This is a genomic window from Streptomyces xantholiticus (assembly GCF_014651015.1).
GTDB classification, from domain to species: domain Bacteria; phylum Actinomycetota; class Actinomycetes; order Streptomycetales; family Streptomycetaceae; genus Streptomyces; species Streptomyces xantholiticus.
In genome coordinates this window covers 298691-324980 of the sequence record NZ_BMWB01000001.1, presented here as the reverse complement: position 1 = coordinate 324980, position 26290 = coordinate 298691, and the positions used below count along the sequence as shown (strand labels likewise).

Genomic DNA, 26290 nt, shown 5'->3' with positions numbered 1-26290 from the left:
GCGTCGCCGGGCAGAATCACGACATGTCTGCCGAGTACGCGACCTTCGGGCTGGCGCCGGCGATGCGAGCCGGGGGAGTTCTCGCCGACGGTGCCCACCAAGTGCACCGCACCTTCACCGACTTCATCATCGACGGCCGGCCACTGCTGTTCCGGCTCAGTGACCTCGACGCCGTCTCGCCCCTGGCCGCCGACGTCCCGCCCGCGATCTTCCGCAATCATGTCCGCGCGCTCCTCCTGGAGGTGCAGGCGCCCCTGGCCGACGGCAGACACGTCATCTACGGCTGCCCGGAGTGCGAGTCCCTGGGCTGCGGTGCGGTGACCGCCGTCATCGAGCGGGACGGGGAGGACGTCGTCTGGCGTGACTTCGCCTGGCAGACGCAGGAGCGTACGGACCTCGAGCTCAACGGCTACCACGGGATCGGACCGTTCCGCTTCCGCGGTCGCGAGTACCGCGCCGCCCTGGAACAGCTCCTGGTGGGTGATCCGGGAGGCGACAGCGCCACCGGTCGCCGGGTGCTGCTGATCGGGGCCCGTGCCGCCGTGCTCGCCAAGCTGGCCGCAGCCCTGCGGCAGATCGGCATCGGTGCGGACATCGCCCACGACGCGGCGGGTGTCCAGGCCGAGGAGCTGCGCGCCTACGGGGCGGTCGCCTTCGGCCGCGCGGTCGGCACAGGCGAACGGGCCGCCGTACGTGAGGCGTTCGACCGTGCCGGGGCCGACGCGGTGTACGTGGACGGGCTGGCGCCGATCATCCCGCTGCTGGTCGCGCAGATCGAATCGGCCCTGGACCGCAGCCCCGTGGAACAGCGGCGGCTCACCTGTCTCGTCGCCACCGGCGAGGAGGCCCGGATCGAAGTGACCTCGGTGTGCCGCGTACGGCTGCTGGCCCACCGGCTGGACCGGCTCCACCGGCCGCACGTACGGGAGATCTTCGACGGCACCCTGGAGGCCGGAACCCACCGAATTCCCTTGGACGCGAAGGCCGTCAAAGGGCGATCCTTCCTCGTGGCACGCACCATGGGGGGCGTGCTCGCCGCGCCGGTGGTGCGACGGACCGACCCGAATGCCCGGGCGAGCCGCTGAATCGCCACCGATATGCACCACACACCTGACCTGCCTGCCACGGCCCGGCCGAAGAACCGGAGGTCCGCCTCACCGCGCCGATGAGCGCGAGCGGGGGCGGACCGGCCTTCCGCCCCCGTACGCCCGGTGAGCTGCGCCGCAGCCGCCGTCCGCGCACCCACTCCTGCTGGGACCACCTCTGTGTCGCGCCCCTGTGGCCCCTGCACGGGGCCAATCTCGGCGCCCACGCCCACGCCCGCACCTGCGATGCGGTGGGCGCCCGTATCACCGTCCCGCGCTTCCCCTGGGTGTCGGCCGCGCCCGCCCGCGGCAACACCCTGCGCAAGCCGCTGTGCACGCACTGGACCGGCGACCCCCTCGGTCGGCCGGCCGGGCAGCGGGAACGAGGGGCCCGGATCGTGGGCGTCGAGCTCGCCGACGAGGCCGTCCGGCTCGGCACTGCGCGGCGAACCATTAGGATGCACCCCCTGATGACTGCAACTCTCGTCGCCAAGGATCTCGCCGCCGGCCACGGCGACCGCCCGCTGTTCGCCGGGCTCGACCTGGTCGTCGCGCCGGGCGACGTGATCGGGCTCGTCGGCGTCAACGGGGCGGGCAAGTCCACGCTGCTGCGGCTGCTCGCCGGCCTGGACCGGCCCGAGCAGGGCGAGCTGCGGCTCTCGCCGCCGACCGCGACCGTCGGCCACCTCCCGCAGGAGCCCGAGCGCCGCGAAGGGGAGACCGTACGGGACTTTCTCGCCCGCCGCACCGGCGTCGCTGCCGCCCAGACGGCCATGGACGCCGCCGCCCAGGGCCTCGCCGACGGCGCCCCCGGAGCGGACGACGCCTACGCCGTCGGCCTCGAGCGCTGGCTGGACCTCGGCGGCGCCGACCTGGACGAGCGTGCCGAGGACGTCGCCGCGTCGCTCGGTCTCACCGTCGACCTCGACCAGCCCATGACGGCCCTGTCCGGTGGCCAGGCGGCCCGCGCAGGGCTCGCGTCGCTGCTGCTGTCCCGCTACGACGTGTTCCTGCTCGACGAGCCCACCAACGACCTCGACCTGGACGGCCTCGAACGCCTCGAGACCTTCGTCCAGGGCCTGCGGGCCGGCACGGTGGTCGTCAGCCACGACCGTGAGTTCCTTACCCGTACCGTCACCAAGGTCCTCGAACTGGACCTCGCGCAGCAGCAGGTCACCCTCTACGGCGGTGGCTACCAGGCGTACCTGGACGAACGGGAGAGGGCCCGCCGGCACGCCCGCGAGGAGTTCGACGAGTACGCCGACAAGAAGGCCGCCCTCGAAGGCCGCGCCCAGATGCAGCGCAACTGGATGGACAAGGGCGTAAAGAACGCCCGCCGCAAGGCCACCGACAACGACAAGATCGGCCGCAAGATGCGGAGCGAGGCCAGCGAGAAGCAGGCCGCCAAGGCACGCCAGACGCAGCGCATGATCGAGCGGCTCGACGTCGTGGACGAGCCCCGCAAGGAGTGGGAGCTGCGGATGGAGATCGCCGCCGCCCCGCGTTCCGGTTCGGTGGTGGCCACCCTCCGGGACGCAGTGGTCCTGCGCGGCGGCTTCCGCTTCGGGCCCGCCTCGCTCCAGATCGACTGGGCGGACCGGGTGGCGATCACCGGCGCCAACGGCGCCGGCAAGTCCACGCTGCTCGCCGCGCTGCTCGGCCGGATCGCCCTCGAGGAGGGACACGCCTCGCTGGGGTCGGGTGTCGTCGTCGGCGAGGTCGACCAGGCCCGCCGCCTGTTCTACGGGGACGAGTCCCTCCTGGACGCCTTCTGCGCGGCCGTCCCCGACACCGAACCCGCCGAAGTGCGCACGCTGCTGGCCAAGTTCGGTCTCAAGGCCGACCATGTGCTGCGCCCGGCGACGACCCTCTCACCGGGGGAGCGGACCCGCGCCGCGCTCGCCCTGCTCCAGGGCCGCGGCGTCAATCTGCTCGTGCTGGACGAGCCGACCAACCACCTCGACCTGCCCGCCATCGAGCAGCTGGAGTCGGCGCTGGACTCGTACACGGGCACGCTGCTGCTGGTCACGCACGACCGGCGGATGCTGGACGCCGTCCGTGTCACCCGCCGCGTGGAAGTGGCGGACGGCAAGGTGACCGAGCTCTGACACGTCCCTACCGGCCGGGGACTTCCCGGCCGGTAGGGACGGTCGGGCGTCAGCGGTTCTTCGGGTCCACCAGACCCGCGCGGCGCAGGGCGTCCGCCATCGCGCCGTTCGACGGCGCCGGGGCCTGACGCGCCGCGCCGCGCCGGTCGCCGCCGCCTCCGCCGCGGCGCTCACGTCCGCCGCCGCCTCCCTGGCGCTGCTGCGGGGGCCGGCCGCCGCGTTCGCGCCGCGGCGCCTGTGTCTGAGACGCCTCGTCGTCCAGCCGCAGCGTCAGCGAGATCCGCTTGCGCGGGATGTCGACGTCGAGAACCTTCACCTTCACCACGTCGCCCGACTTGACCACGTCCCGCGGGTCCTTGACGAACGTCTTGGACATCGCCGACACGTGCACCAGACCGTCCTGGTGGACACCGATGTCCACGAACGCCCCGAACGCGGCCACGTTGGTGACGACGCCCTCCAGCACCATCCCGGAGACCAGGTCACCGATCTTCTCGACACCCTCCTTGAAGGTGGCCGTCCGAAACGCCGGACGCGGGTCGCGGCCCGGCTTCTCCAGCTCGCGCAGGATGTCCGTCACCGTCGGCAGACCGAAGGTCTCGTCCACGAAGTCCGCGGGGCGCAGCGACCGCAGCACCGATGTGTTGCCGATGAGCGAGGCCACCTCGCCACCGCCGGTCTTCACCATCCGCCGCACCACGGGGTACGCCTCCGGGTGGACGCTCGAGGCGTCCAGCGGGTCGTCGCCGCCGCGGATGCGCAGGAACCCCGCGCACTGCTCGTACGCCTTCGGGCCGAGGCGCGCCACGTCCTTGAGCGCTTTGCGGGAACGGAACGGGCCGTTGGTGTCGCGGTGCGCGACGATGTTCTCCGCGAGGCTGGCGCCGATGCCGGACACCCGTGAGAGCAGCGGCGCGGAGGCCGTGTTGACGTCGACGCCGACACCGTTCACACAGTCCTCGACGACGGCGTCGAGCGAGCGCGAGAGCTTCACCTCGGACAGGTCGTGCTGATACTGGCCGACACCGATGGACTTGGGGTCGATCTTGACCAGTTCGGCCAGCGGGTCCTGCAGCCGGCGCGCGATCGACACGGCGCCGCGCAGTGAGACGTCCAGGCCGGGCAGCTCCTGCGAGGCGAACGCCGAGGCCGAGTACACCGAGGCGCCCGCCTCCGAGACCATGACCTTGGTCAGGCCCAGCTCCGGGTGCCTGGCGAGCAGGTCGCCGGCGAGCTTGTCCGTCTCGCGGGAGGCGGTGCCGTTACCGATCGCGATCAGCTCGACGGCATGCTCCTCGGCGAGGCGCGCCAGCTTCGCGAGCGACTCGTCCCACTTGTTCGCGGGGACGTGCGGATAGATCGTGTCGGTGGCGACGACCTTGCCGGTCGCGTCGACCACGGCGACCTTCACGCCCGTACGGAAGCCGGGGTCGAGCCCGAGCGTGGCGCGGGTGCCGGCCGGAGCGGCGAGCAGCAGGTCCCGCAGGTTCGCCGCGAAGACGCGCACCGCCTCGTCCTCGGCGGCCGTACGCAGCCGCAGCCGCAGGTCGATGCCCAGGTGCACCAGGATCCGGGTGCGCCAGGCCCAGCGCACGGTGTCGCCGAGCCACTTGTCGCCGGGGCGGCCCTGCTGGGACACGCCGAAGCGGGCCGCGACGATGCCCTCGTAGGAGGAGGGGCCCTCGACCGGCTCCTCCGGTTCCAGCACCAGGTCGAGGACCTCCTCCTTCTCACCGCGGAACATCGCGAGGATCCGGTGCGAGGGCAGCTCGGTGAAGCCCTCCGTGAAGTCGAAGTAGTCGGCGAACTTGGCGCCCGCCTCCTCCTTCCCCTCCCGGACCTTCGCAGCGAGCCGGCCACGGGTCCACATCCGCTCGCGCAGCTCGCCGATGAGGTCGGCGTCCTCGGAGAAACGCTCCGCCAGGATGGCCCGCGCCCCCTCCAGGGCAGCGGGCGCGTCCGTGACGCCCTTGTCGGCGTCGACGAACGCAGCCGCGGCGGCGAGCGGTTCGACCGACGGGTCGGCGAGCAGCCCCTCGGCCAGCGGCTCGAGGCCCGCCTCCCGCGCGATCTGCGCCTTGGTGCGCCGCTTGGGCTTGAACGGCAGATAGATGTCCTCGAGCCGCGCCTTGGTGTCCGCGGCCCGGATCTGCGCCTCGAGCTCGTCCGTGAGCTTGCCCTGCTCGCGCACGGATTCAAGGATCGCGGTCCGCCGCTCCTCCAGCTCCCGGAGATAGCGCAGCCGCTCCTCGAGCGTGCGCAGCTGCGCGTCGTCGAGCATCTCGGTCGCTTCCTTGCGGTAGCGCGCGATGAACGGCACGGTCGACCCGCCGTCGAGCAGCTCGACGGCCGCCTTCACCTGCCGCTCCCGTACGCCGAGCTCCTCGGCGATCCTGCCTTCGATGGACGTCGTCACGGTTGTCCGACTCGCCTTCTCGTGCTCGCTGTGCTTGAGAGTGCATTGTGCCGGGTGGCCGGGCGCCGTGTCGCGTGCCTCAGACGTGCCGTGTCCGCCCGCCGCGGGACGCACTGCGGGAGGCGCCGCCGAAGAGCCGGGCGAGGAGACGGAAGGGCAGCGTCACCACGGTGGCGATCGCAGAGCCGATCATTCGGAGAGCGTCAGCTATGGAGCGGAGCACAATCGACCTCCTGTTGGGGGACGTTGGGCTCGGTCGGGTAACCGGGATCCCCCCTGGCCAAACGTCCCCGTCGTCGCCGGTGCGACCGCCGCCGGGGCCGCCCGTGTCAGGCCTTGCCGACCAGATCCGGCGGGAAAGCGCCCGCGGCCGCCGCGGTCATCAGGAAGCCCCGGCCCAGTTCGGTCAGGCGCTCGACCCCCGTCACGCCCAGGTGCTCGTAGGGGGCGCGGTCCAGGCGGTCCGTGTGCTCCTCCACCTCGGCCCGCAGCGCGGTGCCGCTCTCCGTCAACCCGCCCTCGGCGCCGAGCAGTCCGCGTTCCCGCAGCCGCGCCTCGGCCGCCTCCCAGTCGGACCGGCCCCAGCCGCGCGTGGCCAGGATCCAGCGCGGTGACATGCCCTTGCCCGTGGCGGTGTGGCTCACCAGCGCCTCCAGCGGGTCGAATCCGGCCGCCAGCAGCGCCGCCAGATGGCCGTCGCCGCGGTGCTCGCGCAGCAGCGTCGCCGCGTGCCAGTACGCCAGGTGCGGCTCCGTGGGCACGGGCAGGTCCGCGTGGGCCGCGTACAGAGGGCGGGCGTGCCTGGTGCACGCCTCGGCCGCGTGCAGCGCGAGCTCGGCGGCCTCCGCCATCTCGGCGGAGGAGACGACGTCGTCGCCGAGCAGCCGACGCAGGGTGCTGTCGGCGGCCCGCATCCGCGCGTCGAGCACGGTCTGCGGCGAGGCGGTGTCCCACACGGCCGGCAGGTGCTTGGCGATCAGGTCGTGGTTGAAGTTGTAGAACGTGGCGGCGACCGCGCCGGGCCCGACCGCGCCCAACGCGGCGGCGCGTCCCGCGAAGTACGCGGCATCCGAATCCTCGATGCCGATCCGGCCGAGCTCGTCCGTGAAGTCGGGCGAGAAGTAGACCGTGGAGTGCAGTGGATTGACGACGTTGTGACAGCGGCGTCCGGCGCGCGGGTGCAGAGAGCTCATGAGTGCACGTTACCGACTGGTTGGTACGCCTGGAAGTGCCGGGCATCCACAGGACCGCCATGGCAGGAAAGGTGGGGTTCTCGTCATTGCGGCCGCACCCGGAGGTGCGAAGGATGAAGGGCATGACGGAGCGAACACTGCTCGTCGTCCTCTTCGACGACGTGCAGAGCCTCGATGTGACAGGGCCGGTCGAGGTCTTCCAAGGGGCCGCCCTGGCCTGCGGCGACGGGTCCGCGTACCGGATCCGTACCGCCTCGCTCGACGGCTCGCCGGTACGGACCTCCAGCGGCCTCACGCTGGTTCCCGACGGCAGCCTCATGGACGCCGTCACCCCGCACACCCTCCTCGTCCCCGGAGGCGAGGGCACCCGCCGCCCCGATCCGCGCCTGGTCGACTGGCTGCGTGCCAACGCGCCGCAAGCCGGGCGCCTTGTCTCCGTCTGCACCGGGGCCCTGCTGCTCGCGGAGGCAGGACTGCTCGACGGCCACCGGGCCACCACCCATTGGCGCGCCTGTGACCACCTCGCCGGCGCCTATCCGAAGGTCGACGTCGAGCCCGACCCGATCTTCGTACGCGACGGCCGGATCTCCACCTCCGCGGGTGTCACGGCCGGGATCGACCTGGCGCTGGCCCTGGTGGAGGAGGACCTCGGCAGGGACATCGCCCTCACCGTGGCCCGCCATCTCGTCGTCTTCCTGCGCCGGCCCGGCAACCAGTCCCAGTTCAGCGCCCAGCTCGCGGCCCAGACCGCCACCCGCGAACCGCTGCGCGCGGTGCAGCACTGGGTCACCCAGCACCCGGAGGCCGACCTGTCGGTCGAGTCGCTCGCCGACCGCGCCGGACTGTCCCCCCGCCACTTCGCCCGTGCCTTCCACGCGGAAACGGGTACGACACCGGGCCGCTATGTCGAGCGGGTACGGCTGGAGCACGCCAGAAGGCTCCTCGAGGACACCGCCGACGGGGTCACCAAGATCTCGCGCGCCTGTGGTTACGGCACCAGCGAGGCCATGCGCAGGGCGTTCGTCAAAGCCCTCGGCGTCGCACCTGCCGAGTACCGCCGCCGCTTCCGCGGCCCCGCGCGGCAACCCGCCCACTGAGCACGCACCCGACGAAAGGGAACGCCCCGTGACCACGCAGATCGCCGTCCTCCTCTTCGACCGCTTCACGGCTCTGGACGCCGTCGGCCCCTACGAAGTGCTGTGCCGCCTTCCCGACACCGAGGTCGTCTTCGTCGCCGAGCGGACCGGCCCGGTGCCGAACGACCGTGACGAACTGAATCTGGTCGCCACCAGGACGTTCGAGGAGGTGACCGAACCGGACGTCGTCGTCGTGCCCGGCGGCCCCGGCCAGGACGGGCAGATGGACAACGAGGCGCTCCTGGAATGGCTGCGTGCCGTGGACGCGACCAGTACCTGGACGACGTCGGTGTGCACCGGCTCACTGCTGCTCGCGGAGGCAGGACTGCTGAAGGGCCGCGAGGCGACCTCGCACTGGCTCGCCCTGGACGAACTCAAGCGGCTGGGCGCCGAGCCGACCGGCCGCCGGGTCGTCACCGACGGCAAATACGTCACGGCCGCCGGTGTCTCGTCCGGCATCGACATGGGACTCACGCTGGTCGGCAGGCTGGCCGGTGACGAACACGCCCAGGCCGTGCAACTGCTGACCGAGTACGACCCCCAGCCGCCCTACGACGCGGGCTCGCCCGAGAAGGCCCCGGCGCACCTGGTCGAGGAGTTCCGTACCGGAGGCCGCTTCATCTCCCGGTAGAGGCAGGGAAGTCGGCGGCCTCCGGCGCCCAGGTGAAGCGCGGCGCGCGCCGCTCCAGGAAGGCGGCGACCCCCTCCGCGGTGTCGCCGCTGCCGCGCGCCTGCTCCGCCCAGTACGCGTCCCGGTCCGTTCGGCCCGCGGCGAACTCCTTCGCCGCGCACTGCGTCAGCTGCGAGCGCGACACCAGGATCCGGGTGAACTCCGCGGCCCGCCGGCCCAGCTCGTCCTTGGGCAGCACCTCGTCGACCAGCCCGGTCCGCAGCGCCCGCTCCGTACCGATCAACTCTCCGGAAAACAGCAGGTACTTGGCCGCCGCCGGACCCACCAGCGCGGCGAGCCGGCGGGTGGAGGCCGCCGGGTAGACGATGCCGAGCTTCGCCGGTGTCACACCGAACCGGGAGCCCTGCTCCGCGAAACGCAGATCGCAGGCCGCGGCGAGCTGGCAGCCGCCGCCCACGCAGTAGCCGCGCACCACGGCAAGCGTGGGTTTGGGGAAGGCGGCGAGTGCTTCCTCCGCGCGTACCGCCAGCGACTGCGGGTCCTCGCCGGGCGCCTGCAGCGAGGAGATGTCCGCGCCCGCGCAGAACGTCCCGCCCTCACCGGTCAGCACCAATGCCCGTACGGCCTCCTGCACCGCCAACTGCTCGAGCAGTTCGGGCAGGGCGCGCCACATGCCGGCGGTCATGGCGTTGCGCTTGGCGGGGTTGCTGATGACGACGGTGGCGACACCGTCCGCGACGGTGTGCCTCAGCCGTGGCGGCTGCGCCTTCGGGGACTCCATGCGCCGGATGCTATCCCCAGGACCCGAACCTATGATCAAGAAGGGGGTGCCGCTCGCAGGGGGATTGCCAAGGAGGCGTCTGATGGCCGGTACCACCCGGGCGGAGAAGGACCAGCACCGCCGGGAGAAGAAGCTGCGCCGCGGCTTCGGCAGGCTGGCCGCGCTGGGCGCGATCCTGGCGCTGGGCGGTCTCGTCGGACTCGTCTACACGGGCGTCGCGACACTCACCTCGATGCTCCTGTTCGGCTGGCTGCTGCTGATCTGCGGCGTCGTCGGCCTGCTGCACGCGGTCGAGTCGCGCGGCAGCAACTTCTTCTGGCTGGCCGTCGTGGTCGCGGCGCTGAACATCGCGGCGGGCGCGGTCGTCATCCGCTACCCGGAGACCACGGCGGAGGGCCTCACGATGTTCGCCGCGCTGCTCTTCCTCACCGGCGGGCTCTTCCGGCTGGTGGGCAGTGTGGTCGTGCGCGGCCCGCAGTTCGGCTGGACCCTGGTGCAGGGCGCCTTCGGCCTGCTGCTGGGCGTCCTGGTGCTCGCCGACTGGCCGGACAGCAGCCTCTACGTCCTCGGTACGTTCTTCTCCCTGGCGCTGCTCTTCGACGGTCTGGGTCTGATCGCGATCGGCGTCGGCGGCCGGCGGGTCGTCAGCATGGTCACGGAGCAGCCGGTGGACCGTGGGGACCGCGGGACCCGGGAAAACGCGGATAAGAGTGCTGAAACGATTGACCAGGCGAAGCGGGCAGAAGGAGATTCCGACCAATCACACAACTGACCCTGTCATACGCATCCGATCAAAGGGCGTCGATAGCCGTTCATTTCCGATCAGCGGTACGGCACGGACCAACTGACTACCAACACTTGTTGCCGAAGGTCAGTGGGACGAGCCGAAGGTGGTGCCGGACTATGGAGAGCCGCGGGAGCGTGCCGGCCCGGCCGCTGTCGTACGAGGGCGCCTGGCGGTTCACCGCTCCCGCGCTCGATGTGTCCGTCCCGCAGGCACGGCACGCCGTACGGGACCTCCTCGCTCGCCAGGGCGTGCCGGTCGCCGACGACGTGGTGCAGGGCCTGCTGCTGATCGTCTCCGAACTGGTCACCAACTCCGTGCGGCACGCAGCCCTGCTCTCGCCGGAGGTCGCCGTCGAGGTCGCCATCGGCGCGCACTGGGTGCGGGTTTCGGTGGAGGACAACCACCCCTACCGGCCGAAGGCGCTGGAGACCGACTCCGCGCAGACGGGCGGCCGTGGACTGCTGCTGGTCCGCGAGATCACCCGGGAGGCCGGGGGAACCTGCGACGTCGAGCACACGGTGAGCGGCGGCAAGGTCATCTGGGCCGAGCTGCCGCTGCTGCCGCGGTTCCAGAGCGGCGTGGCGGCCTTGTGAAACCGCGTTCCGGCGATCAGGCCGGACAGGTCCGAGGCGCCGTGCCGCGGGAGCCTACCGCTACCAGCCGCCGGACGGTCCCGTCAGCTCCTTGACCGCGGGCCGGGCCGCGTCCAGCACCGTCATGAACCACGCCGAGAACGGCGCCGACCCGTGCAGGTCGGCCAGCTCGTCCGGCGTCACGAAGGCCGTCTCGCCGATCTCCTCGGAATCCGGCCGCAGCGGGGACTGCACCAGCCCGACGAAGAGATGGTTGTACTCCTGCTCGACCAGGCCCGACTCCGGGTCCGGATGGTTGTAGCGGACCGTCCCCGCCTCGGCGAGCAGCGACGGCGAGACCCCCAGCTCCTCGTGCGTACGCCGGGCGGCCGCGGCGAACGGCGCCTCGCCCGGGTACGGATGGCCGCAGCAACTGTTCGACCAGACACCGGGGGAGTGGTACTTGCCGAGCGCACGGCGCTGCAGCAACAGCCGGCCCTGCTCGTCGAAGAGGAACACCGAGAACGCGCGGTGGAGCCGGCCGGGCGGCTGGTGGGCGGCGAGCTTCTCCGCCGTACCGACGGTATTGCCCTCCTCGTCGACCAGCTCGAGCAGGATCGCTGGTGATGTGCCGTTCGACGCACTGGTCGCCGCGGTGGCTGGTGTGATCGGCATAACCGTCCTTCGCATCGGTCCTCGGCCCTGCGGCCTTCCGGTGGAAGATCCCTGGGCCCCGCTCAGTCTGCCGTACAAAAGCGGCTTGTCCGTACTTCGGCGGCAACCTGGCATGTCCGCCCCGCCACGCGCGCCCGTGGCGGGGCGGGCGCACGTTCAGACGCCGAAGGCCGCCGGACAGGTGATCGTGCCCCGCGGCACGTCCCTGCCGTCGAGCGCCAGCACCATCAGGGCCTCCTCGCATGCTGCGAACGAAGTCCTGATGCCGTGCCCGGAAGCGATCTCGAAACCGAACCTCGGGTAGTACTCGGGGTGCCCGAGGACGACGACCGGGCCCTCACCGCGCACGCGCGCCGCATCCAGCACCGCCCGCACCACCGCCTGTCCCGCGCCCTGCCGCTGATGACGCGGCGCGGTCGCCACCGGCGCGAGAGCCAGCGCCGGCACGCCGCCGATGCGGCACCTGGTGAGCAGCGCGTAGGCGGCCACCGACCCGTCCGCCGCCTCGGCCACGTACGACAGCCCAGGCAGCCATGCGTCGCCGTCCAGGCGCAGCGCGTCCACCAGAGCGGCCTCCTCGGCGGAGGGGAACGCGGCCGCGTTGACGGCGCGCACCGCCGGGATGTCGGCCGCGGTCTCGGGACGCGTACGCCAGCGCGGATCGGCGGGACGCAGCACGTAGCCGGTGTAGCCGAACTCCGAGCCGTGCTCGCGGCGCACGGCGATTTCCTCGCGGGTCGCGGCCAGCGCCTCGGCCATCCCCGGTGCGCCGGCGTCCGCCGCGTCGACCCGCTCGGCCAACGGGCCGTAGTACTCGTCCCAGTCGCTCTCCGGCTGTCGGTACAGGCCGAGGACGTCGTAGCCAGCCGTGACGGCCGCCGAGCAGTTCTGTGCGGTCGTGCGCAGCGCGTAGTGCCGATCCCAGAAGGCGCGGGCCTCGGCCGACGGCGTCTCGGCCGTCCACTCGCACTCGGTGAGGACCAGACTGCCTCCGGGGGCGATCAGCCTGCGCCACTTCTCGAGGGCGGTGTCGAAACCGATGCTGTACGCCGAGCTCTCCGCCCAGACGGCGTCGAAGGAGCCGTCCGGGAAGGGGAGCGCACCCATGTCGGCGTGGACGGTGCGGATCGCCTCACCGAGGCCGCGCGCCTCGGCGCTGCGCCGCAGCTCGTCGAGGAACGGTTCGTGCAGATCCACTGCCGTCACCTGTGCGCCGGCCCGTGCGGCCAGCAGCAGGGCACTGCGACCCGGGCCGCAGCCCAGATCGAGGGCCCGCGCACGCGCCGGCAGCGGGCCCGCCATGGCGAGCAGACGGGCGGAGGTGGCGTCGGAACCGGGTCCCTGCCGCGGCAGACCGTGGTGCAGGGCGAAGAAAGCGTCGTGCAGAGCGTTGTCGGACAACGTGGAAACCCTTGTCTGAAGGGGCTCCGGCCGACGTGCGCGACCGTGGGACCGGGGGAAAACCGGACCGGGGTCGGGTCAGGGTCGGACGGAGGCCCGGAGGTTGAGGAAGGACCGGGCGCTGCGCCGGGCAGCGTCCATCGCGACGGTCATCAACCTCAGCTCCTCTCAAGGGCGGTGGGACGTGGTTGCCCCCGCGAAGAACCCTAGCAGCGGCCGGGCCGCTCGGTGACGGGGTCCGTCAGTGACAGAGCTTCGCCTCGTGCTCCGCGTGGCCCACGGGCTCCAGCTGGAAGGTGCAGTGCTCGACGTCGAAGTGCGCACCGAGACAGCCCTGCAGGTCGTGCAGCATCTTCTCGTGTCCCACCGAGTCCAGCACGTCCTGGCTCACGACCACGTGCGCGGAGAGCACCGGCATCCCGGACGTGATCGTCCAGGCGTGCAGATCGTGCACGTCCTCCACACCCGGCAGCGCCAATATGTGGGCACGGACGTCACCCATGTCGACGCCCTGGGGGGCCGCCTCCAGCAGTACGTTCAGCGTCTCCCGCAGCAGCCGCCAGGTGCGCGGCACGATCATCAGCCCGATGGCCAGGGAGGCGATCGGGTCGGCGTACTGCCAGCCGGTCCCCAGGATGATCCCCGCCGAGATCAGGACGGTCACCGAACCGAGCGCGTCCGCCAGCACCTCCAGGTACGCGCCCCGCACGTTGAGGCTCTCCTTCTGTCCCCGCATCAGCAGGGTCAGCGAGACCATGTTTGCCACGAGGCCGACGAGTGCGAAAACGACGGTCAGACCGCCCCGGGTCTGCGCGGGCTCGATGAAACGCTCCACCGCCTCGAAGAGCAGGAAGCCGCCCACACCGATGAGCAGCAGACAGTTGGCGAGCGCCGCGAGGATCTCGGCACGGGCGAAGCCGAACGTGCGGTTCTGCCCGGCGGGCCGGTTTGCGAAGTGGATCGCCAGCAGCGCCATGGCGAGCCCCACCGCGTCCGTCGCCATATGGGCGGCGTCCGCGATCAGGGCCAGTGAGCCCGACAGCACGCCACCGATGATCTCCAGCACCATCACGCCCAGCGTGATCGCGAGGGCGATCCTCAGCCGGCCCTTGTAGAGGGCGGCGGCGGTGCCCGTCGGCGGGGGGCCGCCGTGCCCGTGCCCGTGGTCGTGCCCAGCCCCCATGTCGGTGCCCTTCCGTCAGCCCGCATCCGCTGCATCGCTCGGTCGAGCCCCAGTCAACTACGGGCGGGGGGTATCGGGCAACACGGCACTGAACACCGTTGTCATATGCTCTGACCTGCGGAAATGCTCGCAGGTCAGAGCCTCGGGACGATCAGTGAGCAGCCGTTTCCGGGTGCCTGGCCGACCAGCCTGCCCAGGCGGACGCGACCATGTCGCGTACCCCGTACGAAGCGGTCCACCCGAGTTCCTCGGCGATCAGCTCGACCGATGCGACGGCCTTCGCGGCGTCTCCGGCCCGCCGCGGCTCGACCACCGGATCGAAGTGGCGGCCGGTCACCTCGCCCACCACGCGGGCGAGCTCCCGGACCGAGACGCCGACCCCGCGGCCGATGTTGACGGTGAGGTCCTTGCCGGCCTCGGTCCCGGCGAGCCGTCGCGCCACCGCCAGGTGCGCGTCGGCGAGATCGGCGACATGGATGTAGTCGCGGATGCAGGTCCCGTCCGGGGTGGGGTAGTCCGCGCCGAAGATCCGCGGCGCCTCCCCACGGGTGATCCGGTCGAAGAACATCGGGATGATGTTGAACACCCCCGTGTCCGCCAGCTCGGGAGCGGCCGCACCCGCGACGTTGAAGTACCGCAGACAGGCGGTCGACAGGCCGTGCGCCCGCCCGGCGGCCCGCACCAGCCACTCGCCCGTGAGCTTCGTCTCCCCGTACGGGTTGATCGGCTCGCACGCGGCCGACTCCGACACGAGGTCCGTGTCCGGCACCCCGTACACGGCGGCGGAGGACGAGAACAGGAACCGCTGCACACCGGCGGCGACGACGGCCTCCAGCAGCACGGTGAGCCCGTACACGTTCTCCCGGTAGTACCTGAGCGGCTGTTCCACCGACTCGCCGACCTGCTTCTTCGCGGCGAGGTGCACCACACCCGTGACGGCGTGCCCGGCGAGTACGCGGTCCACCGCGTCGCGGTCGAGCACAGATCCGCGCACCAGTGGGACGCCGGCCGGCAGCCGCCCGGGAATCCCCGAGGACAGGTCGTCGAGCACGACGACCCGTTCACCGGCAGCTGTCATGGCGTGCGCCACATGCGCCCCGATGTATCCCGCTCCACCTGTGATCAGCCAAGTCATGACGGCCACCCTATGGGGTGCCCCGCCTCGGCCCGGGCCGGTTGCGACCGCCCCACCGTGCTTCCCGGCGCCTCGGGCAACCCGCGGTTTGGAGGGCGGGGCATCGATCGACAATGATGATCTCGGCGGGCCGCCAGGGCGTGAACGGCCGGTGAACTCGGGCTTCCGTTCATCCGATAGCCTCAGCCGACGTGCCGCCGCCCGACCGCCGGGCCGGACAGGGCCGCCGTGCACCAGCACCGTCAGCTCCAAGGAGTGAGTTCGTCTGTCGACCGCCATCCTCACCGGTCCGCCCGCACCCGGATCGTCGCTCGAGGGCGATCTGCGGTCGCTGGGCTTCGACGTGCGGGTCGCCAACGGCCCCGAGCACACCGCCGCACTGATTTCGGCCGTGCCCGCTGCCGAGCGGGTCGCCCTGGTCGATCCGCGCTTCGTGGGCCATGTGCACGCCCTGCGGCTGGCGCTCACCGACCCGCGCTTCCCCGCCGCCTCGGTCACCGGAGCGCTCACCGCCCAGCCGGCCGGTCGTGTCGCGCTGGCGGGCGCGGTACGGGCGGTCTCCGCCACCGTGCCCGCGGGAGCGGGCGCCGTGGCCGGTGACGGCGTCGTCGACAGCGTCATCGCCGAGCTCGAGGCGCAGGGTGTGGCCGTGCACCACCCCGAACTGGGCTCCCTGATCGCCGCCGTGCCCTCGGAGGCGGCGGAGCGGCACCGGGTGCGCGCCGCCGTCGAGGCGGTCGACGACGAGGCGGTACGGCTGCGTTCAGCCGTGAAGGCGCGCGACGGCTTCTTCACCACCTTCTGCATCAGCCCGTACTCGCGTTACATCGCCCGCTGGTGCGCCCGCCGGGGACTGACTCCGAACCAGGTCACCACCGCGTCCCTGCTCACCGCGCTGATCGCGGCGGGCTGCGCGGCCACCGGCACCCGCGCCGGCTTCGTCGCGGCCGGCCTGCTCCTGCTGTTCTCGTTCGTCCTGGACTGCACCGACGGGCAGCTCGCCCGCTACTCCCTGCAGTACTCGACGATGGGCGCCTGGCTCGACGCGACCTTCGACCGGGCCAAGGAGTACGCCTACTACGCGGGCCTCGCGCTCGGCGCGGCCCGCGGCGGGGACGACGTATGGGCGCTCGCGCTGGGCGCGATGGTGCTGCAGACCTGCCGGCACGTCGTGGACTTCTCCTTCAACGAGGCGAACCACGACGCGACCGCGAACACGAGTCCCACCGCAGCCCTGTCCAGCAAACTCGACAGCGTCGGTTGGACGGTCTGGCTGCGCCGGATGATAGTGCTCCCGATCGGTGAACGCTGGGCGATGATCGCCGTGCTCACCGCCGTGACCACCCCGCGCATCGTCTTCTGCGCCCTGCTCGTCGGCTGCGCGCTCGCCGCCTGCTACACCACGGCCGGCCGCGTCCTGCGCTCCCTGACGCGCAAGGCGCACCGGACCGACCGCGCGGCCCAGGCGCTCGCCGACCTCGCGGACTCCGGACCGGCGGCCGAGGCCGTGGCCCGCGTCACCGCGCGCACCGCGCGGAGCCTGCCGGGAATCGCACCGCTCGCGGCGGCCGTCGCCGGTGCGGCAGCGCTGGTGGCGACCGCCGCGTTCACCGGATTCGGCAGCGTCTGGACGGTCGTCGCCGCCCTCGGGTACGCGGCCACCTCGGGAATCGCCGTCGCCCGCCCCCTCAAGGGCGCCCTCGACTGGCTCGTCCCCCCCGTCTTCCGGGCCGCCGAGTACGGCACGATCCTCGTCCTCGCCGCCCACGCGGGGGTGAACGGGGCATTGCCCGCGGCTTTCGGCCTGATTGCGGCTGTCGCCTACCATCACTACGACACGGTGTACCGCATCCGCGGTGGCACCGGCGCGCCCCCGCACTGGCTGGTGCGGACGATCGGCGGGCACGAAGGGCGGGTCCTCGCGGTCACGCTGCTCGCCCTCCTGCCGGGCGCCACAGACTTCACCATCGCGCTGACGGTCCTCGCTGTGGCCGTGGCCCTCGTGGTGCTGGTGGAGAGCATCCGTTTCTGGGTGTCCTCACAAGCACCCGCCGTACATGACGAAGGAGAACCCGCATGATCGGCCTCGTACTGGCAGCCGGTGCCGGACGGCGTCTGCGTCCCTACACGGACACCCTCCCGAAGGCCCTCGTGCCGGTGGACGGCGAAACGACCGTCCTGGATCTGACCCTGGGCAACTTCGCGGAGATCGGGCTGACCGAGGCCGCGATCGTCGTCGGCTACCGCAAGGAGGCCGTGTACGAGCGCAGGGCGGCGCTGGAGGCGAAGTACGGGCTGAAGCTCACCCTCGTCGACAACGACAAGGCGGAGGAGTGGAACAACGCCTACTCCCTGTGGTGCGCCCGTGACGTCATCGCCGAGGGCGTGATCCTCGCCAACGGCGACACCGTCCACCCCGTCTCCGTCGAGCAGACGCTGCTCGCCGCCCGCGGCAACGGCCAGAAGATCATCCTTGCCCTCGACACGGTGAAGCACCTCGCCGACGAGGAGATGAAGGTCATCACCGCCGAGGGCAAGGGCGTCCAGCGGATCACCAAGCTGATGGACCCGGCCACCGCCACCGGCGAGTACATCGGTGTCACGCTCATCGAGCCCGACGCGGCCGCCGACCTCGCCGACGCGCTCAGGGCCACCTTCGAACGGGACCCCGACCTCTACTACGAGGACGGCTACCAGGAGCTCGTGAACCGTGGCTTCACGGTCGACGTGGCGCCCATCGGCGACGTCAAGTGGGTCGAAATCGACAACCACGACGACCTCGCGAAGGGCCGTGAGATCGCGTGCCAGTACTGACCCGGCTCATCCCCTCACCGGTCGTCGTCGACATCCGCGCGGGTGCCCTCGACGACCTGGCCGGCATCCTCGCCGACCAGCGGATCTCGTCCTCCGGCAGGCTGGCCTTCGCGATCAGCGGCGGTTCCGGCCAGAAGCTGCGCGAGAAAGTCGCCCCGGCCCTGACCGGCGCCGACTGGTACGAGGTCTGCGACGGCACCATCGACTCGGCGGTCAAGCTCGCCGACGACATGAAGGGCAACCGCTACGACGCGGTCGTCGGCCTCGGGGGCGGCAAGATCATCGACGTGGCCAAGTACGCCGCGGCCCGGGTGGGCCTCCCGCTCGTGGCCGTCGCCACCAACCTGGCCCACGACGGCCTGTGCTCGCCGATCTCCATCCTGGACAACGACAACGGCCGCGGCTCCTACGGCGTCCCCTCCCCGATCGCCATGGTCATCGACCTCGACGTGGTCCGGGAGGCGCCGGTTCGTTTCGTCCGCTCCGGCATCGGCGACGCGATCTCCAACATCTCGGCGATCGCCGACTGGGAGCTCTCCCACCGGATCAAGGGCGAGAACGTCGACGGCCTGGCGGCCGCCATGGCCCGTACCGCCGGTGAGTCCGTGCTGCGTCACCCCGGGGGCGTCGGCGACGACGAGTTCCTCACCGTCCTCGCCGAGGCCCTGGTGCTGTCCGGGATCGCCATGTCGATCAGCGGCGACTCCCGGCCCTCGTCCGGCGCCTGCCACGAGATCAGCCACGCCTTCGACCTGCTGTACCCCAAGCGCGCCGCGAGCCACGGCGAGCAGTGCGGCCTCGGCGCCGCCTTCGCGATGCACCTGCGCGGCGCCCACGAACAGGCGGGCCTGTTCGCCGAGGTGCTGCGGCGGCACGGGCTGCCCGTCACGCCCGACGAGATCGGGTTCTCCCCGGACGAGTTCGTGCGTGCTGTCGAGTACGCGCCGCAGACCCGCCCCGGCCGCTTCACCATCCTTGAGCACCTCGACCTCACCCACGACCAGATCAGGGACGCGTACGCCGACTATGCCAAGACCATCAGTAGCTGAACTCCGCCCGGTCGTTCACCCCGCGGGTGTGAAGGACCGGCGCAGCGGTGAGCACTGGGCCGGGCGCCTGTACATGCGGGAGATCTCGCTTCGCGTCGACCGGTACCTGGTGAACACCGCGATCACGCCGAACCAGCTGACCTATCTGATGACCCTCGCCGGTGTCCTGGCCGCTCCGGCCCTGCTGGTGCCCGGCATATGGGGAGCCGTCCTCGGTGTGGTGGCGGTACAGCTCTATCTGCTGCTCGACTGCGTCGACGGGGAGATCGCCCGCTGGAAGCAGCAGTTCTCGCTCTCCGGGGTGTACCTGGACAGGGTCGGCGCCTATCTGTGCGACGCCGCCGTCCTGGTCGGCTTCGGACTGCGCGCCGCCGATCTGTGGGGCAGCGGGCGGATCGACTGGCTGTGGGCCTTCCTCGGCACCCTCGCCGCGCTCGGCGCGATCCTGATCAAGGCCGAGACCGACCTGGTCGGTGTCGCCCGCCACCAGGGCGGGCTGCCGCCGGTGAAGGAGGCGGCGGCCGAGCCGCGCTCCTCGGGGGTGGCCCTCGCCCGCCGGGCCGCTGCCGCACTGAAGTTCCACCGGCTGGTCCTCGGCATCGAGGCCTCCCTCCTCATCCTGCTGCTGGCCGTGCTGGACCAGGTCCGTGGCGACCTGTTCTTCTCCCGCCTCGGCGTGGCCGTGCTGGCCGGTATCGCGCTGCTCCAGACGCTGCTGCACCTGGTCTCCGTCCTGGCGTCGAGCAGGCTGAAATGACCGCTCCGCTGAAGCTTGGCGCCGTCGTCATCACGATGGGGACCCGGCCCGACGAACTGCGCGCACTTCTCGACTCGGTCGCGAAGCAGGACGGCGACCCGATCCAGGTGGTCGTCGTCGGCAACGGCGCCCCCGTGGTCGACGTGCCCGAGGGTGTGCGCACCGTGGACCTGCCGGAGAACCTGGGCATCCCGGGCGGCCGCAACGTCGGGATCGAGGCCTTCGGGCCCGGCGGCCGTGACGTCGACGTACTGCTCTTCCTCGACGACGACGGGCTGCTGCCCGACACCGGCACCGCCCGGCTGGTCCGTGAGGCCTTCGACGCCGACCCGGGGCTCGGTATCGTCAGCTTCCGCATCGCCGACCCGGAGACCGGGCTCACCCAGCGCCGCCACGTCCCGCGGCTGCGCGCCTCCGACCCGATGCGCTCCTCGCGGGTCACCACCTTCCTCGGCGGCGCCAACGCCGTGCGCACCAAGGTCCTGGGCGAGGTCGGCGGGCTCCCGGACGAGTTCTTCTACGCGCACGAGGAGACGGATCTCGCCTGGCGGGCGCTGGACGCCGGCTGGTCCATCGAGTACCGCGCGGACATGCTGCTCCTCCACCCGACCATGCCCCCGTCCCGGCACGCGGTCTACCACCGGATGGTGGCCCGTAACCGGGTGTGGGTCGCGCGCCGCAACCTGCCCCTGCCGCTGGTGCCCGTCTACCTGGCGGTGTGGGTGCTGCTCACCCTGCTGCGGCGCCCGTCGCTCCCGGCGCTGAAGGCGTGGTTCGGCGGCTTCGCCGAGGGCTGGCGAACCCCCTGCGGACCGCGCCGTCCGATGAAGTGGCGTACGGTGTGGCGTCTCACCAGGCTGGGCCGACCTCCTGTCATCTGACATGCTCGGCTCTGAGAGCATCGGGCGACAGGCCGGTGAGGCCGCGCCCCGAATTGCCGCGCATCTTGAACACGAAAGTTTCAACTTGTGAGTGACACAACCCATGACGGTGCCGTCGCGATGAGCCCCGCACCATCGCCCGACGACGGGCTGTCTCCGTCGCAGCTCGCCGCAAAGTACGGGCTGTCGGTCAGCGGTGCCCGTCCGGGCCTGGTCTCGTACGTCAGGCAGCTGTGGGGCCGGCGCCACTTCATCCTTGCCTTCTCGCAGGCGAAGCTGACCGCCCAGTACAGCCAGGCCAAGCTCGGCCAGCTCTGGCAGGTGGCGACCCCGCTGCTGAATGCCGCCGTCTATCTGGTGATCTTCGGAGTGATCCTGAAGACCAGCCGGGGCATGCCGATGGACGTCTACATCCCGTTCCTGGTGACGGGTGTGTTCGCCTTCACATTCACCCAGAGCTCGGTCATGGCGGGTGTGCGCTCGATCTCCGGCAATCTGGGGCTGGTGCGCGCCCTGCACTTCCCGCGGGCCTCGCTGCCGATCTCCTTCGCGCTGCAGCAGCTCCAGCAACTGCTGTTCTCCATGATCGTGCTGCTGGCGATCGTGGTCGGCTTCGGCAGCTACCCCGCGCTGTCCTGGCTGCTGGCCGTTCCCGCGCTCGTCCTGCAGTTCGTGTTCAACACCGGTCTCGCCATGATCATGGCCAGGCTGGGTGCGAAGACCCCCGACCTCGCGCAGCTGATGCCGTTCATCATGCGGACCTGGCTCTACGCGTCCGGTGTGATGTTCTCCATCCCGGTGATGCTCGCCGACAAGCCGGCCTGGATCGCGGAAGTCCTCATGTACAACCCGGCCGCCGTCTACATGGACCTCATCCGGTTCGCGCTGATCGACGGCTACGGCTCCGAGAACCTGCCCTCGCATGTCTGGGCCGCGGGCCTGGGCTGGGCGGTCCTGGTCGGTTTCGCGGGCTTCGTGTACTTCTGGAAGGCTGAGGAGCGGTACGGCCGTGGCTGAGAACAACGACAACATGGCCGGAGCACGCGTCCCGACGGTCATCGCCGACGACGTGCACATCGTCTACCGGGTCAACGCGGGCGGCGGCGGCCGGGGCAGTGCCACGGCGGCGCTGAGCCGGATCCTGCGCCGCGACAAGGGCGAGTCCCGCGGGGTGCGCAAGGTCCACGCCGTGCGGGGCGTCAGCTTCACCGCGTACCGCGGCGAGGCGATCGGCCTGATCGGCAGCAACGGCTCCGGCAAGTCGACCCTGCTGCGCGCCATCGCCGGTCTGCTGCCGGCCGAGAGCGGCAAGGTCTACACCGACGGCCAGCCCTCCCTGCTCGGCGTCAACGCCGCGCTGATGAACGATCTGACCGGCGAGCGCAACGTCATACTCGGCGGCCTGGCCATGGGCATGTCGCGCGAGGAGATCCGCGAGCGCTACCAGGGAATCGTCGACTTCTCCGGCATCAACGAGAAGGGCGACTTCATCACCCTGCCGATGCGCACCTACTCCTCCGGCATGGCGGCCAGGCTGCGCTTCTCCATCGCCGCGGCGAAGGACCACGACGTGCTGATGATCGACGAGGCACTGGCCACGGGTGACCGCCGGTTCCAGATCCGCTCGGAGGAGCGGATCAGGGAGCTCCGCAAGGAGGCCGGCACGGTGTTCCTGGTCAGCCACAGCAACAAGTCGATCAGGGACACCTGCGACCGTGTCCTGTGGCTGGAGAAGGGCGAACTGCTGATGGACGGCCCGACCGACGAGGTCATCAAGGCGTACGAGAAGGAGACGGGCAAGTAGTCCCGGTCCGCACGGACGGCAGGGCCCCCGCCGCGGCTGAGCGGCGGGGGCCTTCGTGTGCGACCGCCCGGGCAGCTGACGGTTCGGCAAGGTACGGTCAAGTTCCGTGCGGTGCGAGGAGGTTGGACGCGATTGCCGCGTCGTTCCGGTGTGCGCGGCACCCTGCGGCATCGGGGAGCGTTGCACAACGTAAGCTGTACCGGTACTGATCGCGGCAAGTCGGGTGATAAGCCGTGGGCCGACCGGCCGAACCCGTCGCCGCCGCGCGGCGCACAGGGGGGCACAGTATGCGGCGGCGTGTCCGAAATGGGATGCATTGGGTAGGCAGTGTAGAACGGGAGACGTGACGGCCATGACGGGAAATCTCCAGCTCCGAGAGTGCTTCGCCGTCCCCGCTCATGGCGGTGTGCCGTTCCCCGCTCCTGGCAGCGCGCAGTGACGGGCACCGCGCGGACCGGCGCGAGGGTCCCCGCCCGCGCGACCCTCGACAAGGCGGCCGACGAGAACTTCCCCGTCGCCCCCTTCTTTCTGCCCCGCGCCTGGCGCGACGACCTCATGGCCGTCTACGGCTACGCCCGCCTCGTCGACGACATCGGCGACGGCGACCTCGCGCCCGGCGGCGCGGACGCCCACCACCTCGGCGTCGCACCGGAGCTGGCCGACGACCGGCTCGCCCTGCTCGATGCCTTCGAGGCCGACCTGCGCCGGGTCTTCGACGCGTCCGGCGCCGCGCCGCACCACCCGCTGCTGCACGCCCTGCGCCCCACGGTCCGCCGCTGCTCGCTCACGCCCGAGCCCTTCCTCGGGCTGATCGCCGCCAACCGGCAGGACCAGCTGGTGCGCCGCTACCAGACGTACGACGACCTCCTCGCCTACTGCGAGCTGTCCGCCAACCCCGTGGGCCGCCTGGTGCTCGGCATCACCGGCACCACCACCCCCGAGCGGGTCCGACGCTCCGACGCGATCTGCACCGGGCTGCAGATCGTCGAGCACCTCCAGGACGTCGCCGAGGACCTGGCGCGCGACCGGATCTATCTGCCGGCCGAGAGCATGAAACGTTTCCACGTGGCCGAGGCCGACCTCGCCGCGCCCACCGCGAACGCGTCGGTGCGGGCCCTGGTCGCCCACGAGGGGCGGCGCGCCCGCGCGCTGCTGGACGAGGGCACGCCGCTGGTCGGCAGCGTCGAGGGCAGACTGCGGCTGCTGCTGGCGGGTTTCGTCGCCGGTGGGCGTGCCGCCCTCGCCGCGATCGCCGCGGCCGGACATGATGTGCTGCCCGGGCCGCCCAGAGCAACCAGGACGAATCTGCTGCGTGAAGTAGGGGCTGTCTTGCGACGAGCGCGTAGAGAGGGATGAGCCGGACGATGGAGGGACCGACCGTGGTGCCCGCGCCGGTGCAGGCCGCGTACAGCTACTGCGAGGCCGTCACCGGGCAGCAGGCCCGTAACTTCGCCTACGGCATCAGGCTGCTGCCGACTCACAAGCGCCAGGCCATGTCGGCGCTGTACGCGTTTTCGCGGCGCGTCGACGACATCGGCGACGGCAAGCTGAAGCCGCAGGCCAAGCAGGACCGTCTCGAAGGAACGCGCGAACTGCTCGAGCGCATCAGGCGGGGCGCCGTCGACGAGGACGACACCGACCCCGTCGCCGTCGCCCTCTCGGACGCCGCACGCCGCTTCCCCCTGCCGCTCGGCGGCCTCGACGAGCTCATCGACGGGGTGCTGATGGACGTCCGCGGCGAGAGCTACGAGACGTGGGACGACCTCAAGGTCTACTGCCGGTGCGTGGCGGGCGCGATCGGCAGGCTCTCGCTCGGCGTGTTCGGCACCCAGCCCGGCGCGCGCGGATCCGAGCGCGCCGCCGAGTACGCCGACACGCTGGGGCTCGCGCTGCAGCTGACCAACATCCTCAGGGACGTGACCGAGGACGCCGCCAACGGCCGTACGTACCTGCCGGCCGACGACCTCGCCAAGTTCGGTTGCTCAGAAGGCTTCCACGGCACGACCCCGCGGCCCGGCGCCGATTTCACCGGCCTCGTCCACTTCGAAGTCCGGCGCGCCAGGGCCCTGTTCGCCGAGGGCTACCGCCTGCTGCCGATGCTCGACCGGCGCAGCGGCGCGTGTGTCGCGGCGATGGCCGGCATCTACCGCCGCCTCCTCGACCGCATCGAGCGCGAGCCGGAGGCCGTGCTCCGCGGGCGGGTCTCGCTGCCCGGGCGCGAAAAGGCATACGTCGCCGTCCGCGGCCTCTCCGGCCTCGACGCCCGCCTCATCGGCCGCCAGACCCAAGGGGGCCGCCGATGATCCCCCGGACGGGTGCGCCCGCTGCTCACCGGGGCACCACCCTGCCGAGCCGGCGCCGCACGGCGGCCCCGGGCCGACCTGGCGGGTACGGGCGCGTCGGCCTGCCGTTCGCCGCGCCCGGCCCGAAGAGATCGACGACGGCCCGTACGAGGGAGGCGCGATCATGACGGCCCCCGACACCCTGGGCGCACGGCATGCCGTGGTCGTCGGCGGTGGAATCGCCGGCGTCACCGCCGCGCTTCAGCTCGCCGACGCCGGTGTGGGGGTCACCCTGCTGGAGAGCCGGCCGCGGCTCGGCGGGCTCGCCTTCTCCTTCCGGCGGGGCGCGCTCACCGTGGACAACGGGCAGCACGTCCACCTGCGCTGCTGCACCGCCTACCGCTGGTTTCTCGACCGGATCGACGGCGCCCACCTCGCCCCGGTCCAGAACCGCCTGGACGTGCCCGTGCTCGACGTCGCCGCCAAGGGCGGCCCGCGGCTCGGCCGACTGCGGCGCAGCGCGCTGCCCGTACCGCTGCACCTCGGCGCGAGCCTCGCCCGCTACCCGCACCTCTCCCTCGCGGAACGGGCGGGTGTCGGGCGCGCCGCGCTCGCGCTCGGCAGGCTCGACCCCGCCGACCCGGCGCTGGACGGCATCGACTTCGCGGGCTGGCTCGGCCGCCACGGCCAGTCACCGCGCGCCGTGGCCGCCCTGTGGGACCTCGTCGGCGTGGCGACGCTCAACGCCCGGGCACCGCAGGCGTCCATGGGCCTCGCCGCGATGGTCTTCAAGACCGGACTGCTCTCGGAGCCCGGCGCCGCCGACATCGGCTGGGCCCGGGTACCCCTCGGCGAGCTGCACGACACGCTCGCCCGCAAGGCCCTCGACTCCGCAGGAGTGCGCACCGAACTGTCCACCCGGGTACGGGAGATCAACCGGTCGGCGGACGGACGCTGGCAGGTCGTCGTGGACGGCGAGGAGCTTCACGCCGACGTTGTCGTGCTCGCCGTCGCACAGCGGGAGGCCCACGCGCTGCTCCCGGACGGCGCGCTGGAGGACCCGGACCGGCTGCTCGACATCGGCACCGCCCCGATCCTCAACGTCCATGTGCTGTACGACCGCAAGGTGCTGCGCCGCCCGTTCTTCGCCGCTCTCGGCACGCACGTCCAGTGGGTGTTCGACCGCACCGCGGCGTCCGGTGCGAAGGAGGGCCAGTACCTCGCGGTCTCCCAGTCGGCCGCGCAGGACGAGATCGACGAGCCCGTGTCCGTGCTGCGGAAGCGGTATCTGCCCGAGCTGGAACGGCTGTTGCCCGCCGCTCGCGGTGCCCAGGTGAGGGACTTCTTCGTCACCCGTGAGCGGACGGCAACGTTCGCACCGTCACCCGGCGTGGGACGGCTGCGGCCGGTTGCGCGCACACGTGCCCGCGGCCTGTACCTTGCTGGCGCGTGGACCGCCACCGGCTGGCCCGCGACCATGGAGGGCGCCGTGCGCAGCGGCTTCAGCGCTGCGGGTGCCGCGCTCTCCGCGCTCGGCCGCCGCCATGAACATCCGCTCGAGGAGGCGGCGTGAGCACCAGTACTGGAACCAGAGGAGTAA

General features: G+C 71.6%; 24 protein-coding genes. 16 read left to right on the top strand and 8 right to left on the bottom strand.

The window, feature by feature from the left end; all coding sequences use genetic code 11:
- The first annotated feature begins 23 nt into the window (after positions 1 to 23).
- Both IE198_RS01485 and IE198_RS01480 read left to right on the top strand, forming a co-directional pair.
- A complete protein-coding gene (locus tag IE198_RS01485; protein ID WP_189881772.1) occupies positions 24 to 1085 on the top strand; it encodes an oxidoreductase in 1062 nt (353 codons plus the stop codon).
- 470 nt (positions 1086 to 1555) lie between these two features.
- Entirely contained in the window at positions 1556 to 3193 is a 1638-nt protein-coding gene (locus IE198_RS01480; protein WP_189882756.1) for an ABC-F family ATP-binding cassette domain-containing protein, read from the top strand.
- 49 nt (positions 3194 to 3242) lie between these two features.
- On the opposite strand, the gene IE198_RS01475 is transcribed toward IE198_RS01480, so the two are convergent.
- From IE198_RS01475 to IE198_RS01470, 3 genes are all read right to left on the bottom strand, one after another.
- Positions 3243 to 5609 (bottom strand): Tex family protein, encoded by a 2367-nt coding sequence (locus tag IE198_RS01475; protein WP_189881770.1) that lies wholly within the window; start codon positions 5607 to 5609, stop codon positions 3243 to 3245.
- A gap of 79 nt (positions 5610 to 5688) precedes the next feature.
- Entirely contained in the window at positions 5689 to 5832 is a 144-nt protein-coding gene (locus IE198_RS36015) for an LPFR motif small protein (RefSeq protein WP_268246454.1), read from the bottom strand.
- Between the two features lie 106 nt (positions 5833 to 5938).
- A complete protein-coding gene (locus tag IE198_RS01470; RefSeq protein WP_189881768.1) occupies positions 5939 to 6802 on the bottom strand; it encodes an SCO6745 family protein in 864 nt (287 codons plus the stop codon).
- Between the two features lie 122 nt (positions 6803 to 6924).
- On the opposite strand from IE198_RS01470, the gene IE198_RS01465 reads away from it, so the two are divergent.
- Both IE198_RS01465 and IE198_RS01460 read left to right on the top strand, forming a co-directional pair.
- Positions 6925 to 7899: a GlxA family transcriptional regulator gene (locus IE198_RS01465; RefSeq protein ID WP_189881766.1), complete on the top strand. Its 975-nt coding sequence runs from the start codon at positions 6925 to 6927 to the stop codon at positions 7897 to 7899.
- A 28-nt stretch (positions 7900 to 7927) separates the two neighbouring features.
- The gene (locus tag IE198_RS01460; protein ID WP_189881765.1) at positions 7928 to 8569 is read left to right on the top strand and encodes a DJ-1/PfpI family protein; all 642 of its coding nucleotides are present in this window, start codon (positions 7928 to 7930) and stop codon (positions 8567 to 8569) included.
- Here the strand turns inward: IE198_RS01460 and IE198_RS01455 are convergent.
- Positions 8556 to 9350 carry an enoyl-CoA hydratase/isomerase family protein gene (locus IE198_RS01455; protein WP_189881762.1) on the bottom strand — a complete coding sequence of 265 codons (795 nt, stop codon included), beginning with the start codon at positions 9348 to 9350 and terminating at the stop codon, positions 8556 to 8558. The genes IE198_RS01460 and IE198_RS01455 overlap by 14 nt on opposite strands.
- A gap of 82 nt (positions 9351 to 9432) precedes the next feature.
- Here IE198_RS01455 and IE198_RS01450 point away from each other — a divergent pair, with 82 nt between their 5' ends.
- Together IE198_RS01450 and IE198_RS01445 are read left to right on the top strand one after the other, a co-directional pair.
- Positions 9433 to 10122 carry an HdeD family acid-resistance protein gene (locus tag IE198_RS01450; protein WP_189881760.1) on the top strand — a complete coding sequence of 230 codons (690 nt, stop codon included), beginning with the start codon at positions 9433 to 9435 and terminating at the stop codon, positions 10120 to 10122.
- A 131-nt stretch (positions 10123 to 10253) separates the two neighbouring features.
- The gene (locus tag IE198_RS01445; RefSeq protein ID WP_189881758.1) at positions 10254 to 10730 is read left to right on the top strand and encodes an ATP-binding protein; all 477 of its coding nucleotides are present in this window, start codon (positions 10254 to 10256) and stop codon (positions 10728 to 10730) included.
- 60 nt (positions 10731 to 10790) lie between these two features.
- On the opposite strand, the gene idi is transcribed toward IE198_RS01445, so the two are convergent.
- The 4 genes from idi to galE all read right to left on the bottom strand — a co-directional run bounded on the left by idi (position 10791) and on the right by galE (position 15103).
- Positions 10791 to 11384, bottom strand: coding sequence for an isopentenyl-diphosphate Delta-isomerase (gene idi, locus IE198_RS01440; protein ID WP_189881756.1), 594 nt, complete (start codon positions 11382 to 11384; stop codon positions 10791 to 10793).
- A gap of 156 nt (positions 11385 to 11540) precedes the next feature.
- Positions 11541 to 12785, bottom strand: a complete 1245-nt coding sequence (locus tag IE198_RS01435; RefSeq protein ID WP_189881754.1) for a bifunctional class I SAM-dependent methyltransferase/N-acetyltransferase — start codon at positions 12783 to 12785, stop codon at positions 11541 to 11543.
- Positions 12786 to 13026: 241 nt separating this feature from the next.
- Positions 13027 to 13968: a cation diffusion facilitator family transporter gene (locus tag IE198_RS01430; RefSeq protein WP_189881752.1), complete on the bottom strand. Its 942-nt coding sequence runs from the start codon at positions 13966 to 13968 to the stop codon at positions 13027 to 13029.
- Positions 13969 to 14119: 151 nt separating this feature from the next.
- A complete protein-coding gene (gene galE / locus IE198_RS01425) occupies positions 14120 to 15103 on the bottom strand; it encodes a UDP-glucose 4-epimerase GalE (RefSeq protein WP_189881750.1) in 984 nt (327 codons plus the stop codon).
- A gap of 265 nt (positions 15104 to 15368) precedes the next feature.
- On the opposite strand from galE, the gene IE198_RS01420 reads away from it, so the two are divergent.
- The 10 genes from IE198_RS01420 to hpnE all read left to right on the top strand — a co-directional run bounded on the left by IE198_RS01420 (position 15369) and on the right by hpnE (position 26263).
- Positions 15369 to 17183 carry a DUF5941 domain-containing protein gene (locus IE198_RS01420; protein ID WP_189882754.1) on the top strand — a complete coding sequence of 605 codons (1815 nt, stop codon included), beginning with the start codon at positions 15369 to 15371 and terminating at the stop codon, positions 17181 to 17183.
- Positions 17180 to 17917, top strand: a complete 738-nt coding sequence (locus tag IE198_RS01415; RefSeq protein ID WP_189881748.1) for a phosphocholine cytidylyltransferase family protein — start codon at positions 17180 to 17182, stop codon at positions 17915 to 17917. The genes IE198_RS01420 and IE198_RS01415 overlap by 4 nt, the downstream gene beginning before the upstream one ends.
- The gene (locus IE198_RS01410) at positions 17905 to 18966 is read left to right on the top strand and encodes an iron-containing alcohol dehydrogenase family protein (protein WP_189881747.1); all 1062 of its coding nucleotides are present in this window, start codon (positions 17905 to 17907) and stop codon (positions 18964 to 18966) included. Before IE198_RS01415 ends, IE198_RS01410 begins: the two co-directional genes overlap by 13 nt.
- Positions 18944 to 19723, top strand: coding sequence for a CDP-alcohol phosphatidyltransferase family protein (locus tag IE198_RS01405; protein ID WP_189881745.1), 780 nt, complete (start codon positions 18944 to 18946; stop codon positions 19721 to 19723). Before IE198_RS01410 ends, IE198_RS01405 begins: the two co-directional genes overlap by 23 nt.
- Positions 19720 to 20604: a glycosyltransferase family 2 protein gene (locus IE198_RS01400; RefSeq protein ID WP_189881743.1), complete on the top strand. Its 885-nt coding sequence runs from the start codon at positions 19720 to 19722 to the stop codon at positions 20602 to 20604. The genes IE198_RS01405 and IE198_RS01400 overlap by 4 nt, the downstream gene beginning before the upstream one ends.
- An 87-nt stretch (positions 20605 to 20691) precedes the next feature.
- Positions 20692 to 21621, top strand: a complete 930-nt coding sequence (locus tag IE198_RS01395; RefSeq protein ID WP_189881741.1) for an ABC transporter permease — start codon at positions 20692 to 20694, stop codon at positions 21619 to 21621.
- 13 nt (positions 21622 to 21634) lie between these two features.
- Complete coding sequence (locus IE198_RS01390) at positions 21635 to 22408, top strand: ABC transporter ATP-binding protein (RefSeq protein WP_189882752.1); 774 nt, start codon at positions 21635 to 21637, stop codon at positions 22406 to 22408.
- A 435-nt stretch (positions 22409 to 22843) separates the two neighbouring features.
- Complete coding sequence (gene hpnC / locus IE198_RS01385; protein WP_189881739.1) at positions 22844 to 23764, top strand: squalene synthase HpnC; 921 nt, start codon at positions 22844 to 22846, stop codon at positions 23762 to 23764.
- Complete coding sequence (gene hpnD, locus IE198_RS01380; protein ID WP_189881737.1) at positions 23761 to 24711, top strand: presqualene diphosphate synthase HpnD; 951 nt, start codon at positions 23761 to 23763, stop codon at positions 24709 to 24711. Before hpnC ends, hpnD begins: the two co-directional genes overlap by 4 nt.
- A 163-nt stretch (positions 24712 to 24874) precedes the next feature.
- Positions 24875 to 26263, top strand: a complete 1389-nt coding sequence (gene hpnE / locus IE198_RS01375; protein WP_189881735.1) for a hydroxysqualene dehydroxylase HpnE — start codon at positions 24875 to 24877, stop codon at positions 26261 to 26263.
- Positions 26264 to 26290 lie beyond the last annotated feature (27 nt).